The 16286-nt window shown below is 67.3% G+C and carries 1 protein-coding gene and 3 pseudogenes (1 of these 4 running past the window's edge); all 4 read left to right on the top strand.

The window, feature by feature from the left end; translation table 11 throughout:
- Window positions 1–27 precede the first annotated feature (27 nt).
- A pseudogene (locus tag BA011_RS46805) lies at window positions 28–2895 on the top strand (non-ribosomal peptide synthetase); the annotation flags it as partial.
- A pseudogene (locus BA011_RS46800) lies at window positions 2881–6150 on the top strand (amino acid adenylation domain-containing protein); the annotation flags it as partial. The pseudogenes BA011_RS46805 and BA011_RS46800, both read left to right, overlap by 15 nt.
- Window positions 6136–8963 (top strand): annotated as a pseudogene (locus tag BA011_RS46795) (AMP-binding protein); the annotation flags it as partial. The pseudogenes BA011_RS46800 and BA011_RS46795, both read left to right, overlap by 15 nt.
- Window positions 8961–16286, top strand: partial view of an amino acid adenylation domain-containing protein gene (locus BA011_RS46790; RefSeq protein ID WP_420493463.1) — the 5' portion only. It continues 2940 nt past the right edge of the window; only the first 7326 of its 10266 coding nucleotides appear in the window; the start codon lies at window positions 8961–8963; its stop codon lies beyond the right edge, outside the window. The pseudogene BA011_RS46795 and the gene BA011_RS46790, both read left to right, overlap by 3 nt.

The following is a 16286-nucleotide window of genomic DNA, read 5'->3' as shown; positions in this document are numbered from 1 at the left end:
GAGCACAGCACGGCGATTACGCCGCAGATGCTGCCGCTCATCGAGCTGGCCCAGCCGGAGATCGACCGGATCGTCGCCACGGTTCCCGGCGGCGTCGGCAACATCCAGGACATTTATGGCCTGTCGCCGCTGCAGGACGGCATCCTGTTCCATCATCTGCTGGCCAGCCGGGGCGATCCCTATCTGCTGGTCTCGCAGATGGCCTTTGCCGACCGTGGCCTGTTGGAGCGCTATCTTGGCGCGGTTCAGCAGGTGGTGGATCGGCACGACATCCTGCGCACGGCCTTTGTCTGGGAGGGGCTGTCGAGCCCGGCCCAGGTGGTGTGGCGGCGTGCGCCGCTACAGGTGAGCGAGGTCGAGCTGGATGACTGTGACGGTTCCGGCGCCGAGGAGCTCCGGCACCGGTTCGATCCACGCCGGCAGCGCATCGACCTTGGCCGGGCGCCGCTGATGCGGTTCGTGATCGCGCGAGAGCCCGGCAGCGGGCGCTGGCTGCTGCTGCAGCTGCTGCACCATCTGATCGGCGATCACACGACGCTGGAAGTGATGGATGCCGAGGTGCGGGCCGTGCTTGACGGGCGCGCCCATGAGCTGGCAGCACCGCAGCCGTTCCGCAACCTGGTGGCGCAGGCGCGGCTGGGGGTTGATGCCAAGGCGCATGAAGCGTTCTTCCAGGAACAATTGGCCGACATCGACGAGCCGACCATGCCGTTCGGGCTGAGCGAGGTCTACGGCGACGGCAGCGGATCCCGCGAGGCACGGCGGATGCTGCCGCAGGCGCTCAACGATCGGCTGCGGCAACAGGCGCGGCGGCTGGGGGTGAGCCTGGCGAGCCTTTGCCATCTGGCCTGGGGGCAGGTGATGGCGCTGAGCAGCGGGCGCGAGCAGGTGGTGTTCGGCACGGTGCTGTTCGGCCGCATGCATGCCGGTGCCGGCGCCGACCGGGCGCTGGGCCTGTTCATCAACACCCTGCCTGTGCGGCTTGACCTCGACGGGACCGGGGTCGAGGCGAGCGTGCGGACCACGCATGCGCGGCTTTCCGAGCTGCTGGCGCACGAGCATGCCTCGCTGGCGCTGGCGCAACGCTGCAGCGGGGTGGCGGCGCCGGCGCCGCTGTTCAGCGCGCTGTTGAACTACCGTCACAACACGCCGGCCATGGCCGGCGTGGGAACAAGCGACGTGCTGTCCGGCCTGGAATGGCTGGGCAGCGAGGAGCGCACCAACTATCCACTGACCCTGTCGGTGGAGGATTCTGGCGAGGCGCTCGGCCTGACGGCGCAGGTGGTGGAGCCGATCTCCGCCGATCGGATCTGCGGCTACATGCAGCAGGTGCTCGAGCAACTGGCCGAGGCGCTGGAGCATGCCCCCAATAGGCCGGTGCGCGACCTCGACATCCTGCCGGCCGCCGAGCGCACCTATCTGCTGGAGGATCTGAACCGGACGGTGGCGACCTATCCGTCGGAGCGGTGCATCCATGAACTGTTCGAGCAACAGGTCCGGCGCGCACCCGAAGCCGTCGCCCTCGTCCATGAGGACGAAGAGCTAAGCTATGGCGAGCTCAACGCGCGGGCCAACCGGCTGGCCCATCATCTGATCGCCCTTGGGGTCAGGCCGGATCAGCCGGTGGCGATCTGCCTGGAACGCAGCCCGGCGATGGTGGTGGGTCTTTTGGCGATCCTCAAGGCGGGCGGCGCCTATCTGCCGCTGGATCCGGCCTATCCGTCGGCGCGGCTGCGGCAGATTGTCGAGGATGCCGCACCGCGGCTGCTGCTTTGCGATGCCGCCGGACGCGCCGCACTCGGCCCCGAGGCGCTTGTCGATCTGACGGTGGTCGATCTGGAGACGGCCACCCCGGCCTGGGCCGAACTGCCGGCCTCGAACCCGGACCCGCGCGCCCTTGGCCTGAGCCCGCGCCATCTCGCCTATGTCATCTACACCTCAGGCTCCACCGGAACCCCAAAGGGCGTCATGGTCGAGCATCACAGCACCGTGAACCTGCTGCATTGGAGCAGCGGCGTATTTGCGGAATCAGAGATCAGCCGCACGCTGTTTTCTACCTCGATCAGTTTTGATCTGTCCGTCTATGAGTGCTTCGTTGCGCTGTCGCAAGGAGGCACTCTTTATCTTGTCGAGGACGCGCTGGCGTTGGCGCAGACGCCCTTGGATGTCTCCTTGATCAACACGGTCCCCTCGGCGATCGCCGCTCTGGTCGACAAGCAAGCCGTGCCAGCTTCGACACGCGTCATCAATTTGGCGGGTGAGCGGCTGAAGGCAGATCTGATCGAGAGGGTCTTCGAGAGCAGTGGCGCAGAGAAGATCTGTAATCTGTACGCTCCTTCCGAGACGACGACGTACTCGACCTGGATTTGCATGCCAAGGGGAGAGGCTGTCGTTGAGACGATCGGCCGTCCGATCGCCAACACGCGGATCTACCTTCTGGACGCTCATGGTCAGCCGGTGCCGTTCGGGGCGGTGGGTGAGCTTTACATCGGCGGAGCGGGGGTTGCGCGTGGCTACCTCAACCGTCCCGAGCTGACGGCGGCGCGGTTCATCGCCAGCCCGTTTGTGGAGGGCGACCGTCTGTACCGGAGCGGCGACCTGGGGCGTTATCTGCCGGACGGCAATCTGGAGTTTTTGGGCCGCAACGACGATCAGGTGAAGATCCGCGGCTTCCGCATCGAGCCGGGCGAGATCGCCGCACGGCTTTGCGAGCACGAGCTTGTCGGCGATGCGGTGGTGGTGGCGCGCGCCGACCGCGCCGGCGACCAGCACCTTGTCGCCTATGTCGTGTGTGGACCCGAGGCAGGATCGGACGACGAGGATGGAAGCGGGCTGGCCGGCGCCTTGCGCGCCCATCTGGGCGGGCGGCTGCCCGACTACATGGTGCCGGCTGCCTTCGTGCGGCTCGAGGCGCTGCCCTTGACGGCGAACGGCAAGCTCGACCGCCAGGCGCTGCCGGCCCCCGACGACGATGCCTATGCGCGGGCGGCCTATGAAGCGCCGCAGGGCGAGGTCGAGACGGCGCTGGCCGGGATCTGGCAAGAGCTCCTCGGTGTCGAGCGGGTCGGACGCAACGACAACTTCTTCGAGCTCGGCGGCCACTCGCTCCTGGCGGTGCAGCTGATGGAGCGGCTGCGGCTGCTGTCGCTGGGGGTGGAGGTGCGCACCCTGTTTGCCAGGCCGGTGCTGGCCGATCTGGCCGCAAGCCTTGGCAGCCATCACGAGGTGGCGGTGCCGGCCAACCTGATCACCGAGCACAGCACGGCGATTACGCCGCAGATGCTGCCGCTCATCGAGCTGGCCCAGCCGGAGATCGACCGGATCGTCGCCACGGTTCCCGGCGGCGTCGGCAACATCCAGGACATTTATGGCCTGTCGCCGCTGCAGGACGGCATCCTGTTCCATCATCTGCTGGCCAGCCGGGGCGATCCCTATCTGCTGGTCTCGCAGATGGCCTTTGCCGACCGTGGCCTGTTGGAGCGCTATCTTGGCGCGGTTCAGCAGGTGGTGGATCGGCACGACATCCTGCGCACGGCCTTTGTCTGGGAGGGGCTGTCGAGCCCGGCGCAGGTTGTCTGGCGCAAGGCGGCCTTGGATGTGCGCGAGGTCGAGCTGGAGGGCTGTGATGGTTCCGGCGCCGATGAGCTCAGGCGGCGGTTCGATCCACGCCAGTACCGCATCGACCTTGGCCGGGCGCCGCTGATGCGGTTCGTGATCGCGCGCGAGCCCGGCAGCGGGCGCTGGCTGCAGCTGCAGCTGCTGCACCATCTGATCGGCGATCACACGACGCTGGAAGTGATGGATGCCGAGGTGCGGGCCGTGCTTGACGGGCGCGCCCATGAGCTGGCAGCGCCGCAGCCGTTCCGCAACCTGGTGGCGCAGGCGCGGCTGGGGGTTGATGCCAAGGCGCATGAAGCGTTCTTCCAGGAACAATTGGCCGACATCGACGAGCCGACCATGCCGTTCGGGCTGAGCGAGGTCTACGGCGACGGCAGCGGATCCCGCGAGGCACGGCGGATGCTGCCGCAGGCGCTCAACGATCGGCTGCGGCAACAGGCGCGGCGGCTGGGGGTGAGCCTGGCGAGCCTTTGCCATCTGGCCTGGGGGCAGGTGGTGGCGCTGAGCAGCGGGCGCGAGCAGGTGGTGTTCGGCACGGTGCTGTTCGGCCGCATGCATGCCGGTGCCGGCGCCGACCGGGCGCTGGGCCTGTTCATCAACACCCTGCCTGTGCGGCTTGACCTCGACGGGACCGGGGTCGAGGCGAGCGTGCGGACCACGCATGCGCGGCTTTCCGAGCTGCTGGCGCACGAGCATGCCTCGCTGGCGCTGGCGCAACGCTGCAGCGGGGTGGCGGCGCCGGCGCCGCTGTTCAGCGCGCTGTTGAACTACCGTCACAACACGCCGGCCATCGCCTGCGAAGCGGATGATGTCCTGTCCGGCATGGAATGGCTGGGCAGCGAGGAGCGCACCAACTATCCACTGACCCTGTCGGTGGAGGATTCTGGCGAGGCGCTCGCCCTGACGGCGCAGGTGGTGGAGCCGATCTCTGCGGATCGGGTCTGCGGCTACATGCAGCAGGTGCTCGAGCAACTGGCCGAGGCGCTGGAGCATGCCCCCAATAGGCCGGTGCGCGACCTCGACATCCTGCCGGCCGCCGAGCGCACCTATCTGCTGGAGGATCTGAACCGGACGGCGGCGGATTATCCGTCGGAGCGGTGCATCCATGAACTGTTCGAGGCACAGGTGCAAAAGGCGCCGGAGGCGGTGGCGGTGGTCCATGAGGAGGAGCGCCTAAGCTATGGCGAGCTCAACGCGCGGGCCAACCGGGTGGCCCATCATCTGATCGCCCTTGGGGTCAGGCCGGATCAGCCGGTGGCGATCTGCCTGGAACGCAGCCCGGCGATGGTGGTGGGTCTTTTGGCGATCCTCAAGGCGGGCGGCGCCTATCTGCCGCTGGATCCGGCCTATCCGTCGGCGCGGCTGCGGCAGATTGTCGAGGATGCCGCACCGCGGCTGCTGCTTTGCGATGCCGCCGGACGCGCCGCACTCGGCCCCGAGGCGCTTGTCGATCTGACGGTGGTCGATCTGGAGACGGCCACCCCGGCCTGGGCCGAACTGCCGGCCTCGAACCCGGACCCGCATGCCCTTGGCCTGGGCCCGCGCCATCTCGCCTATGTCATCTACACCTCAGGCTCCACCGGAACCCCAAAGGGCGTCATGGTCGAGCATCACAGCCTGGTCAATCTGGGGTTGGCTCAGATCGGGCTTTTTGGCGTCTGTTCAAATAGCCGTGTCGTGCAGTTCGCCTCCTTCGGTTTTGATGCAAGTGCTTGGGAGCTTGTCATGGCTTTTGGCTCAGGCGCCGCATTGCACTTGCCTGCGGACGAGCTCCGCCAGGCGAGTAACAAGCTATCGGATTACCTGCGAAGCGAAGCCATAACCCATGCGACGTTACCTCCAGCCTTGCTTCAGGCAAGCAAGGATCCGGGATGTTTGGCATCGCAAGTTCTCATTCTTGCTGGCGAACTGCCGAAAGCAGAACTCGTCCGAAGTCTGGCCCCGGCATCTATCGTCAACGCTTATGGCCCGACCGAAGCAACAGTCTGCGCGACGGTTTGGAGTTGTCCCGATGATTTTGATGGGTCAGTCGTCCCGATCGGCCGTCCGATCGCCAACACGCGGATCTACCTTCTGGACGGTCATGGTCAGCCGGTGCCGTTTGGGGCGGTGGGTGAGCTTTACATCGGCGGGGCGGGGGTGGCGCGTGGCTACCTCAACCGTCCCGAGCTGACGGCGGAGCGGTTCATCGCCAGTCCGTTTGTGGAGGGCGACCGTCTGTACCGGAGCGGCGACCTTGGGCGTTATCTGCCGGACGGCAATCTGGAGTTTTTGGGCCGCAACGACGATCAGGTGAAGATCCGCGGCTTCCGCATCGAGCCGGGCGAGATCGCCGCACGGCTTTGCGAGCACGAGCTTGTCGGCGATGCGGTGGTGGTGGCGCGCGCCGACCGCGCCGGCGACCAGCACCTTGTCGCCTATGTCGTGTGTGGACCCGAGGCAGGATCGGACGACGAGGATGGAAGCGGGCTGGCCGGCGCCTTGCGCGCCCATCTGGGTAGCCTGCTGCCGGACTACATGGTGCCGAGCGCCTTCGTGCGGCTGGATGGGCTGCCGCTGACACCGAACGGCAAGCTCGACCGCCAGGCGCTGCCGGCCCCCGACGACGATGCCTATGCGCGGGCGGCCTATGAAGCGCCGCAGGGCGCGGTCGAGACGGCGCTGGCCGGGATCTGGCAAGAGCTCCTCGGTGTCGAGCGGGTCGGACGCAACGACAACTTCTTCGAGCTCGGCGGCCACTCGCTCCTGGCGGTGCAGCTGATGGAGCGGCTGCGGCTGCTGTCGCTGGGGGTGGAGGTGCGCACCCTGTTTGCCAGGCCGGTGCTGGCCGATCTGGCCGCAAGCCTTGGCAGCCATCACGAGGTGGCGGTGCCGGCCAACCTGATCACCGAGCACAGCACGGCGATTACGCCGCAGATGCTGCCGCTCATCGAGCTGGCCCAGCCGGAGATCGACCGGATCGTCGCCACGGTTCCCGGCGGCGTCGGCAACATCCAGGACATTTATGGCCTGTCGCCGCTGCAGGACGGCATCCTGTTCCATCATCTGCTGGCCAGCCGGGGCGATCCCTATCTGCTGGTCTCGCAGATGGCCTTTGCCGACCGTGGCCTGTTGGAGCGCTATCTTGGCGCGGTTCAGCAGGTGGTGGATCGGCACGACATCCTGCGCACGGCCTTTGTCTGGGAGGGGCTGTCGAGCCCGGCCCAGGTGGTGTGGCGGCGTGCGCCGCTACAGGTGAGCGAGGTCGAGCTGGATGACTGTGACGGTTCCGGCGCCGAGGAGCTCCGGCACCGGTTCGATCCACGCCGGCAGCGCATCGACCTTGGCCGGGCGCCGCTGATGCGGTTCGTGATCGCGCGAGAGCCCGGCAGCGGGCGCTGGCTGCTGCTGCAGCTGCTGCACCATCTGATCGGCGATCACACGACGCTGGAAGTGATGGATGCCGAGGTGCGGGCCGTGCTTGACGGGCGCGCCCATGAGCTGGCAGCACCGCAGCCGTTCCGCAACCTGGTGGCGCAGGCGCGGCTGGGGGTTGATGCCAAGGCGCATGAAGCGTTCTTCCGGGAACAATTGGCCGACATCGACGAGCCGACCATGCCGTTCGGGCTGAGCGAGGTCTACGGCGACGGCAGCGGATCCCGCGAGGCACGGCGGATGCTGCCGCAGGCGCTCAACGATCGGCTGCGGCAACAGGCGCGGCGGCTGGGGGTGAGCCTGGCGAGCCTTTGCCATCTGGCCTGGGGGCAGGTGGTGGCGCTGAGCAGCGGGCGCGAGCAGGTGGTGTTCGGCACGGTGCTGTTCGGCCGCATGCATGCCGGTGCCGGCGCCGACCGGGCGCTGGGCCTGTTCATCAACACCCTGCCTGTGCGGCTTGACCTCGACGGGACCGGGGTCGAGGCGAGCGTGCGGACCACGCATGCGCGGCTTTCCGAGCTGCTGGCGCACGAGCATGCCTCGCTGGCGCTGGCGCAACGCTGCAGCGGGGTGGCGGCGCCGGCGCCGCTGTTCAGCGCGCTGTTGAACTACCGTCACAACACGCCGGCGGTCGCCTGCGAAGCGGATGATGTCCTGTCCGGCATGGAATGGCTGGGCGGCGAGGAGCGCACCAACTATCCACTGACCCTGTCGGTGGAGGATTCTGGCGAGGCACTCGGCCTGACGGCGCAGGTGGTGGAGCCGATCTCCGCCGATCGGATCTGCGGCTACATGCAGCAGGTGCTCGAGCAACTGGCCGAGGCGCTGGAGCATGCCCCCAATAGGCCGGTGCGCGACCTCGACATCCTGCCGGCCGCCGAGCGCACCTATCTGCTGGAGGATCTGAACCGGACGGCGGCGACCTATCCGTCGGAGCGGTGCATCCATGAACTGTTCGAGCAACAGGTCCGGCGCGCACCCGAAGCCGTCGCCCTCGTCCATGAGGAGGAGCGCCTAAGCTATGGCGAGCTCAACGCGCGGGCCAACCGGCTGGCCCATCATCTGATCGCCCTTGGGGTCAGGCCGGATCAGCCGGTGGCGATCTGCCTGGAACGCAGCCCGGCGATGGTGGTGGGTCTTTTGGCGATCCTCAAGGCGGGCGGCGCCTATCTGCCGCTGGATCCGGCCTATCCGTCGGCGCGGCTGCGGCAGATTGTCGAGGATGCCGCACCGCGGCTGCTGCTTTGCGATGCCGCCGGACGCGCCGCACTCGGCCCCGAGGCGCTTGTCGATCTGACGGTGGTCGATCTGGAGACGGCCACCCCGGCCTGGGCCGAACTGCCGGCCTCGAACCCGGACCCGCGCGCCCTTGGCCTGAGCCCGCGCCATCTCGCCTATGTCATCTACACCTCAGGCTCCACCGGAACCCCAAAGGGCGTCATGGTCGAGCATCACAGCACCGTGAACCTGCTGCATTGGAGCAGCGGCGTATTTGCGGAATCAGAGATCAGCCGCACGCTGTTTTCTACCTCGATCAGTTTTGATCTGTCCGTCTATGAGTGCTTCGTTGCGCTGTCGCAAGGAAGCAGTCTTTATCTTGTCGAGGACGCGCTGGCGTTGGCGCAGACGCCCTTGGATGTCTCCTTGATCAACACGGTCCCCTCGGCGATCGCCGCTCTGGTCGACAAGCAAGCCGTGCCAGCTTCGACACGCGTCATCAATTTGGCGGGTGAGCGGCTGAAGGCAGATCTGATCGAGAGGGTCTTCGAGAGCAGTGGCGCAGAGAAGATCTGTAATCTGTACGCTCCTTCCGAGACGACGACGTACTCGACCTGGATTTGCATGCCAAGGGAGAGGCTGTCGTTGAGACGATCGGCCGTCCGATCGCCAACACGCGGATCTACCTTCTGGACGCTCATGGTCAGCCGGTGCCGTTCGGGGCGGTGGGTGAGCTTTACATCGGCGGAGCGGGGGTGGCGCGTGGCTACCTCAACCGTCCCGAGCTGACGGCGGAGCGGTTCATCGCCAGCCCGTTTGTGGAGGGCGACCGTCTGTACCGGAGCGGCGACCTGGGGCGTTATCTGCCGGACGGCAATCTGGAGTTTTTGGGCCGCAACGACGATCAGGTGAAGATCCGCGGCTTCCGCATCGAGCCGGGCGAGATCGCCGCACGGCTTTGCGAGCACGAGCTTGTCGGCGATGCGGTGGTGGTGGCGCGCCAGGACCGCGCCGGCGACCAGCGGCTCGTCGCCTATGTGGTGGCGAAGCCGGCGCACGGATCGGACGAGGCCGATGGCGCGCAGCTTGCTGCCTCCTTGCGCGCCCATCTGGGTAGCCTGCTGCCGGACTACATGGTGCCGAGCGCCTTCGTGCGGCTGGATGGGCTGCCGCTGACACCGAACGGCAAGCTCGACCGCCAGGCGCTGCCGGCCCCCGACGACGATGCCTATGCGCGGGCGGCCTATGAAGCGCCGCAGGGCGAGGTCGAGACGGCGCTGGCCGGGATCTGGCAAGAGCTCCTCGGTGTCGAGCGGGTCGGACGCAACGACAACTTCTTCGAGCTCGGCGGCCACTCGCTCCTGGCGGTGCAGCTGATGGAGCGGCTGCGGCTGCTGTCGCTGGGGGTGGAGGTGCGCACCCTGTTTGCCAGGCCGGTGCTGGCCGATCTGGCCGCAAGCCTTGGCAGCCATCACGAGGTGGCGGTGCCGGCCAACCTGATCACCGAGCACAGCACGGCGATTACGCCGCAGATGCTGCCGCTCATCGAGCTGGCCCAGCCGGAGATCGACCGGATCGTCGCCACGGTTCCCGGCGGCGTCGGCAACATCCAGGACATTTATGGCCTGTCGCCGCTGCAGGACGGCATCCTGTTCCATCATCTGCTGGCCAGCCGGGGCGATCCCTATCTGCTGGTCTCGCAGATGGCCTTTGCCGACCGTGGCCTGTTGGAGCGCTATCTTGGCGCGGTTCAGCAGGTGGTGGATCGGCACGACATCCTGCGCACGGCCTTTGTCTGGGAGGGGCTGTCGAGCCCGGCCCAGGTGGTGTGGCGGCGTGCGCCGCTACAGGTGAGCGAGGTCGAGCTGGATGACTGTGACGGTTCCGGCGCCGAGGAGCTCCGGCACCGGTTCGATCCACGCCGGCAGCGCATCGACCTTGGCCGGGCGCCGCTGATGCGGTTCGTGATCGCGCGAGAGCCCGGCAGCGGGCGCTGGCTGCTGCTGCAGCTGCTGCACCATCTGATCGGCGATCACACGACGCTGGAAGTGATGGATGCCGAGGTGCGGGCCGTGCTTGACGGGCGCGCCCATGAGCTGGCAGCACCGCAGCCGTTCCGCAACCTGGTGGCGCAGGCGCGGCTGGGGGTTGATGCCAAGGCGCATGAAGCGTTCTTCCAGGAACAATTGGCCGACATCGACGAGCCGACCATGCCGTTCGGGCTGAGCGAGGTCTACGGCGACGGCAGCGGATCCCGCGAGGCACGGCGGATGCTGCCGCAGGCGCTCAACGATCGGCTGCGGCAACAGGCGCGGCGGCTGGGGGTGAGCCTGGCGAGCCTTTGCCATCTGGCCTGGGGGCAGGTGATGGCGCTGAGCAGCGGGCGCGAGCAGGTGGTGTTCGGCACGGTGCTGTTCGGCCGCATGCATGCCGGTGCCGGCGCCGACCGGGCGCTGGGCCTGTTCATCAACACCCTGCCTGTGCGGCTTGACCTCGACGGGACCGGGGTCGAGGCGAGCGTGCGGACCACGCATGCGCGGCTTTCCGAGCTGCTGGCGCACGAGCATGCCTCGCTGGCGCTGGCGCAACGCTGCAGCGGGGTGGCGGCGCCGGCGCCGCTGTTCAGCGCGCTGTTGAACTACCGTCACAACACGCCGGCCATGGCCGGCGTGGGAACAAGCGACGTGCTGTCCGGCCTGGAATGGCTGGGCAGCGAGGAGCGCACCAACTATCCACTGACCCTGTCGGTGGAGGATTCTGGCGAGGCGCTCGGCCTGACGGCGCAGGTGGTGGAGCCGATCTCCGCCGATCGGATCTGCGGCTACATGCAGCAGGTGCTCGAGCAACTGGCCGAGGCGCTGGAGCATGCCCCCAATAGGCCGGTGCGCGACCTCGACATCCTGCCGGCCGCCGAGCGCACCTATCTGCTGGAGGATCTGAACCGGACGGTGGCGACCTATCCGTCGGAGCGGTGCATCCATGAACTGTTCGAGCAACAGGTCCGGCGCGCACCCGAAGCCGTCGCCCTCGTCCATGAGGACGAAGAGCTAAGCTATGGCGAGCTCAACGCGCGGGCCAACCGGCTGGCCCATCATCTGATCGCCCTTGGGGTCAGGCCGGATCAGCCGGTGGCGATCTGCCTGGAACGCAGCCCGGCGATGGTGGTGGGTCTTTTGGCGATCCTCAAGGCGGGCGGCGCCTATCTGCCGCTGGATCCGGCCTATCCGTCGGCGCGGCTGCGGCAGATTGTCGAGGATGCCGCACCGCGGCTGCTGCTTTGCGATGCCGCCGGACGCGCCGCACTCGGCCCCGAGGCGCTTGTCGATCTGACGGTGGTCGATCTGGAGACGGCCACCCCGGCCTGGGCCGAACTGCCGGCCTCGAACCCGGACCCGCGCGCCCTTGGCCTGAGCCCGCGCCATCTCGCCTATGTCATCTACACCTCAGGCTCCACCGGAACCCCAAAGGGCGTCATGGTCGAGCATCACAGCACCGTGAACCTGCTGCATTGGAGCAGCGGCGTATTTGCGGAATCAGAGATCAGCCGCACGCTGTTTTCTACCTCGATCAGTTTTGATCTGTCCGTCTATGAGTGCTTCGTTGCGCTGTCGCAAGGAGGCACTCTTTATCTTGTCGAGGACGCGCTGGCGTTGGCGCAGACGCCCTTGGATGTCTCCTTGATCAACACGGTCCCCTCGGCGATCGCCGCTCTGGTCGACAAGCAAGCCGTGCCAGCTTCGACACGCGTCATCAATTTGGCGGGTGAGCGGCTGAAGGCAGATCTGATCGAGAGGGTCTTCGAGAGCAGTGGCGCAGAGAAGATCTGTAATCTGTACGCTCCTTCCGAGACGACGACGTACTCGACCTGGATTTGCATGCCAAGGGGAGAGGCTGTCGTTGAGACGATCGGCCGTCCGATCGCCAACACGCGGATCTACCTTCTGGACGCTCATGGTCAGCCGGTGCCGTTCGGGGCGGTGGGTGAGCTTTACATCGGCGGAGCGGGGGTTGCGCGTGGCTACCTCAACCGTCCCGAGCTGACGGCGGCGCGGTTCATCGCCAGCCCGTTTGTGGAGGGCGACCGTCTGTACCGGAGCGGCGACCTGGGGCGTTATCTGCCGGACGGCAATCTGGAGTTTTTGGGCCGCAACGACGATCAGGTGAAGATCCGCGGCTTCCGCATCGAGCCGGGCGAGATCGCCGCACGGCTTTGCGAGCACGAGCTTGTCGGCGATGCGGTGGTGGTGGCGCGCGCCGACCGCGCCGGCGACCAGCACCTTGTCGCCTATGTCGTGTGTGGACCCGAGGCAGGATCGGACGACGAGGATGGAAGCGGGCTGGCCGGCGCCTTGCGCGCCCATCTGGGCGGGCGGCTGCCCGACTACATGGTGCCGGCTGCCTTCGTGCGGCTCGAGGCGCTGCCCTTGACGGCGAACGGCAAGCTCGACCGCCAGGCGCTGCCGGCCCCCGACGACGATGCCTATGCGCGGGCGGCCTATGAAGCGCCGCAGGGCGAGGTCGAGACGGCGCTGGCCGGGATCTGGCAAGAGCTCCTCGGTGTCGAGCGGGTCGGACGCAACGACAACTTCTTCGAGCTCGGCGGCCACTCGCTCCTGGCGGTGCAGCTGATGGAGCGGCTGCGGCTGCTGTCGCTGGGGGTGGAGGTGCGCACCCTGTTTGCCAGGCCGGTGCTGGCCGATCTGGCCGCAAGCCTTGGCAGCCATCACGAGGTGGCGGTGCCGGCCAACCTGATCACCGAGCACAGCACGGCGATTACGCCGCAGATGCTGCCGCTCATCGAGCTGGCCCAGCCGGAGATCGACCGGATCGTCGCCACGGTTCCCGGCGGCGTCGGCAACATCCAGGACATTTATGGCCTGTCGCCGCTGCAGGACGGCATCCTGTTCCATCATCTGCTGGCCAGCCGGGGCGATCCCTATCTGCTGGTCTCGCAGATGGCCTTTGCCGACCGTGGCCTGTTGGAGCGCTATCTTGGCGCGGTTCAGCAGGTGGTGGATCGGCACGACATCCTGCGCACGGCCTTTGTCTGGGAGGGGCTGTCGAGCCCGGCGCAGGTTGTCTGGCGCAAGGCGGCCTTGGATGTGCGCGAGGTCGAGCTGGAGGGCTGTGATGGTTCCGGCGCCGATGAGCTCAGGCGGCGGTTCGATCCACGCCAGTACCGCATCGACCTTGGCCGGGCGCCGCTGATGCGGTTCGTGATCGCGCGCGAGCCCGGCAGCGGGCGCTGGCTGCAGCTGCAGCTGCTGCACCATCTGATCGGCGATCACACGACGCTGGAAGTGATGGATGCCGAGGTGCGGGCCGTGCTTGACGGGCGCGCCCATGAGCTGGCAGCGCCGCAGCCGTTCCGCAACCTGGTGGCGCAGGCGCGGCTGGGGGTTGATGCCAAGGCGCATGAAGCGTTCTTCCAGGAACAATTGGCCGACATCGACGAGCCGACCATGCCGTTCGGGCTGAGCGAGGTCTACGGCGACGGCAGCGGATCCCGCGAGGCACGGCGGATGCTGCCGCAGGCGCTCAACGATCGGCTGCGGCAACAGGCGCGGCGGCTGGGGGTGAGCCTGGCGAGCCTTTGCCATCTGGCCTGGGGGCAGGTGGTGGCGCTGAGCAGCGGGCGCGAGCAGGTGGTGTTCGGCACGGTGCTGTTCGGCCGCATGCATGCCGGTGCCGGCGCCGACCGGGCGCTGGGCCTGTTCATCAACACCCTGCCTGTGCGGCTTGACCTCGACGGGACCGGGGTCGAGGCGAGCGTGCGGACCACGCATGCGCGGCTTTCCGAGCTGCTGGCGCACGAGCATGCCTCGCTGGCGCTGGCGCAACGCTGCAGCGGGGTGGCGGCGCCGGCGCCGCTGTTCAGCGCGCTGTTGAACTACCGTCACAACACGCCGGCCATCGCCTGCGAAGCGGATGATGTCCTGTCCGGCATGGAATGGCTGGGCAGCGAGGAGCGCACCAACTATCCACTGACCCTGTCGGTGGAGGATTCTGGCGAGGCGCTCGCCCTGACGGCGCAGGTGGTGGAGCCGATCTCTGCGGATCGGGTCTGCGGCTACATGCAGCAGGTGCTCGAGCAACTGGCCGAGGCGCTGGAGCATGCCCCCAATAGGCCGGTGCGCGACCTCGACATCCTGCCGGCCGCCGAGCGCACCTATCTGCTGGAGGATCTGAACCGGACGGCGGCGGATTATCCGTCGGAGCGGTGCATCCATGAACTGTTCGAGGCACAGGTGCAAAAGGCGCCGGAGGCGGTGGCGGTGGTCCATGAGGAGGAGCGCCTAAGCTATGGCGAGCTCAACGCGCGGGCCAACCGGGTGGCCCATCATCTGATCGCCCTTGGGGTCAGGCCGGATCAGCCGGTGGCGATCTGCCTGGAACGCAGCCCGGCGATGGTGGTGGGTCTTTTGGCGATCCTCAAGGCGGGCGGCGCCTATCTGCCGCTGGATCCGGCCTATCCGTCGGCGCGGCTGCGGCAGATTGTCGAGGATGCCGCACCGCGGCTGCTGCTTTGCGATGCCGCCGGACGCGCCGCACTCGGCCCCGAGGCGCTTGTCGATCTGACGGTGGTCGATCTGGAGACGGCCACCCCGGCCTGGGCCGAACTGCCGGCCTCGAACCCGGACCCGCATGCCCTTGGCCTGGGCCCGCGCCATCTCGCCTATGTCATCTACACCTCAGGCTCCACCGGAACCCCAAAGGGCGTCATGGTCGAGCATCACAGCCTGGTCAATCTGGGGTTGGCTCAGATCGGGCTTTTTGGCGTCTGTTCAAATAGCCGTGTCGTGCAGTTCGCCTCCTTCGGTTTTGATGCAAGTGCTTCGGAGCTTGTCATGGCTTTTGGCTCAGGCGCCGCATTGCACTTGCCTGCGGACGAGCTCCGCCAGGCGAGTAACAAGCTATCGGATTACCTGCGAAGCGAAGCCATAACCCATGCGACGTTACCTCCAGCCTTGCTTCAGGCAAGCAAGGATCCGGGATGTTTGGCATCGCAAGTTCTCATTCTTGCTGGCGAACTGCCGAAAGCAGAACTCGTCCGAAGTCTGGCCCCGGCATCTATCGTCAACGCTTATGGCCCGACCGAAGCAACAGTCTGCGCGACGGTTTGGAGTTGTCCCGATGATTTTGATGGGTCAGTCGTCCCGATCGGCCGTCCGATCGCCAACACGCGGATCTACCTTCTGGACGGTCATGGTCAGCCGGTGCCGTTTGGGGCGGTGGGTGAGCTTTACATCGGCGGGGCGGGGGTGGCGCGTGGCTACCTCAACCGTCCCGAGCTGACGGCGGAGCGGTTCATCGCCAGTCCGTTTGTGGAGGGCGACCGTCTGTACCGGAGCGGCGACCTTGGGCGTTATCTGCCGGACGGCAATCTGGAGTTTTTGGGCCGCAACGACGATCAGGTGAAGATCCGCGGCTTCCGCATCGAGCCGGGCGAGATCGCCGCACGGCTTTGCGAGCACGAGCTTGTCGGCGATGCGGTGGTGGTGGCGCGCCAGGACCGCGCCGGCGACCAGCGGCTCGTCGCCTATGTGGTGGCGAAGCCGGCGCACGGATCGGACGAGGCCGATGGCGCGCAGCTTGCTGCCTCCTTGCGCGCCCATCTGGGTAGCCTGCTGCCGGACTACATGGTGCCGAGCGCCTTCGTGCGGCTGGATGGGCTGCCCTTGACACCGAACGGCAAGCTCGACCGCCAGGCGCTGCCGGCCCCCGACGACGATGCCTATGCGCGCACCGCCTATGAAGCGCCGCAGGGCGCGGTCGAGACGCTGCTGGCCGGGATCTGGCAAGAGCTCCTCGGTGTCGAGCGGGTCGGACGCAACGACAACTTCTTCGAGCTCGGCGGCCACTCGCTCCTGGCGGTGCAGCTGATGGAGCGGCTGCGGCTGCTGTCGCTGGGGGTGGAGGTGCGCACCCTGTTTGCCAGGCCGGTGCTGGCCGATCTGGCCGCAAGCCTTGGCAGCCATCACGAGGTGGCGGTGCCGGCCAACCTGATCACCGAGCACAGCACGGCGATTACGCCG

Source organism: Rhizobium leguminosarum (assembly GCF_001679785.1).
GTDB classification, from domain to species: Bacteria; Pseudomonadota; Alphaproteobacteria; order Rhizobiales; family Rhizobiaceae; genus Rhizobium; species Rhizobium leguminosarum_R.
This window is presented reverse-complemented; position numbering and strand designations above follow the sequence as displayed.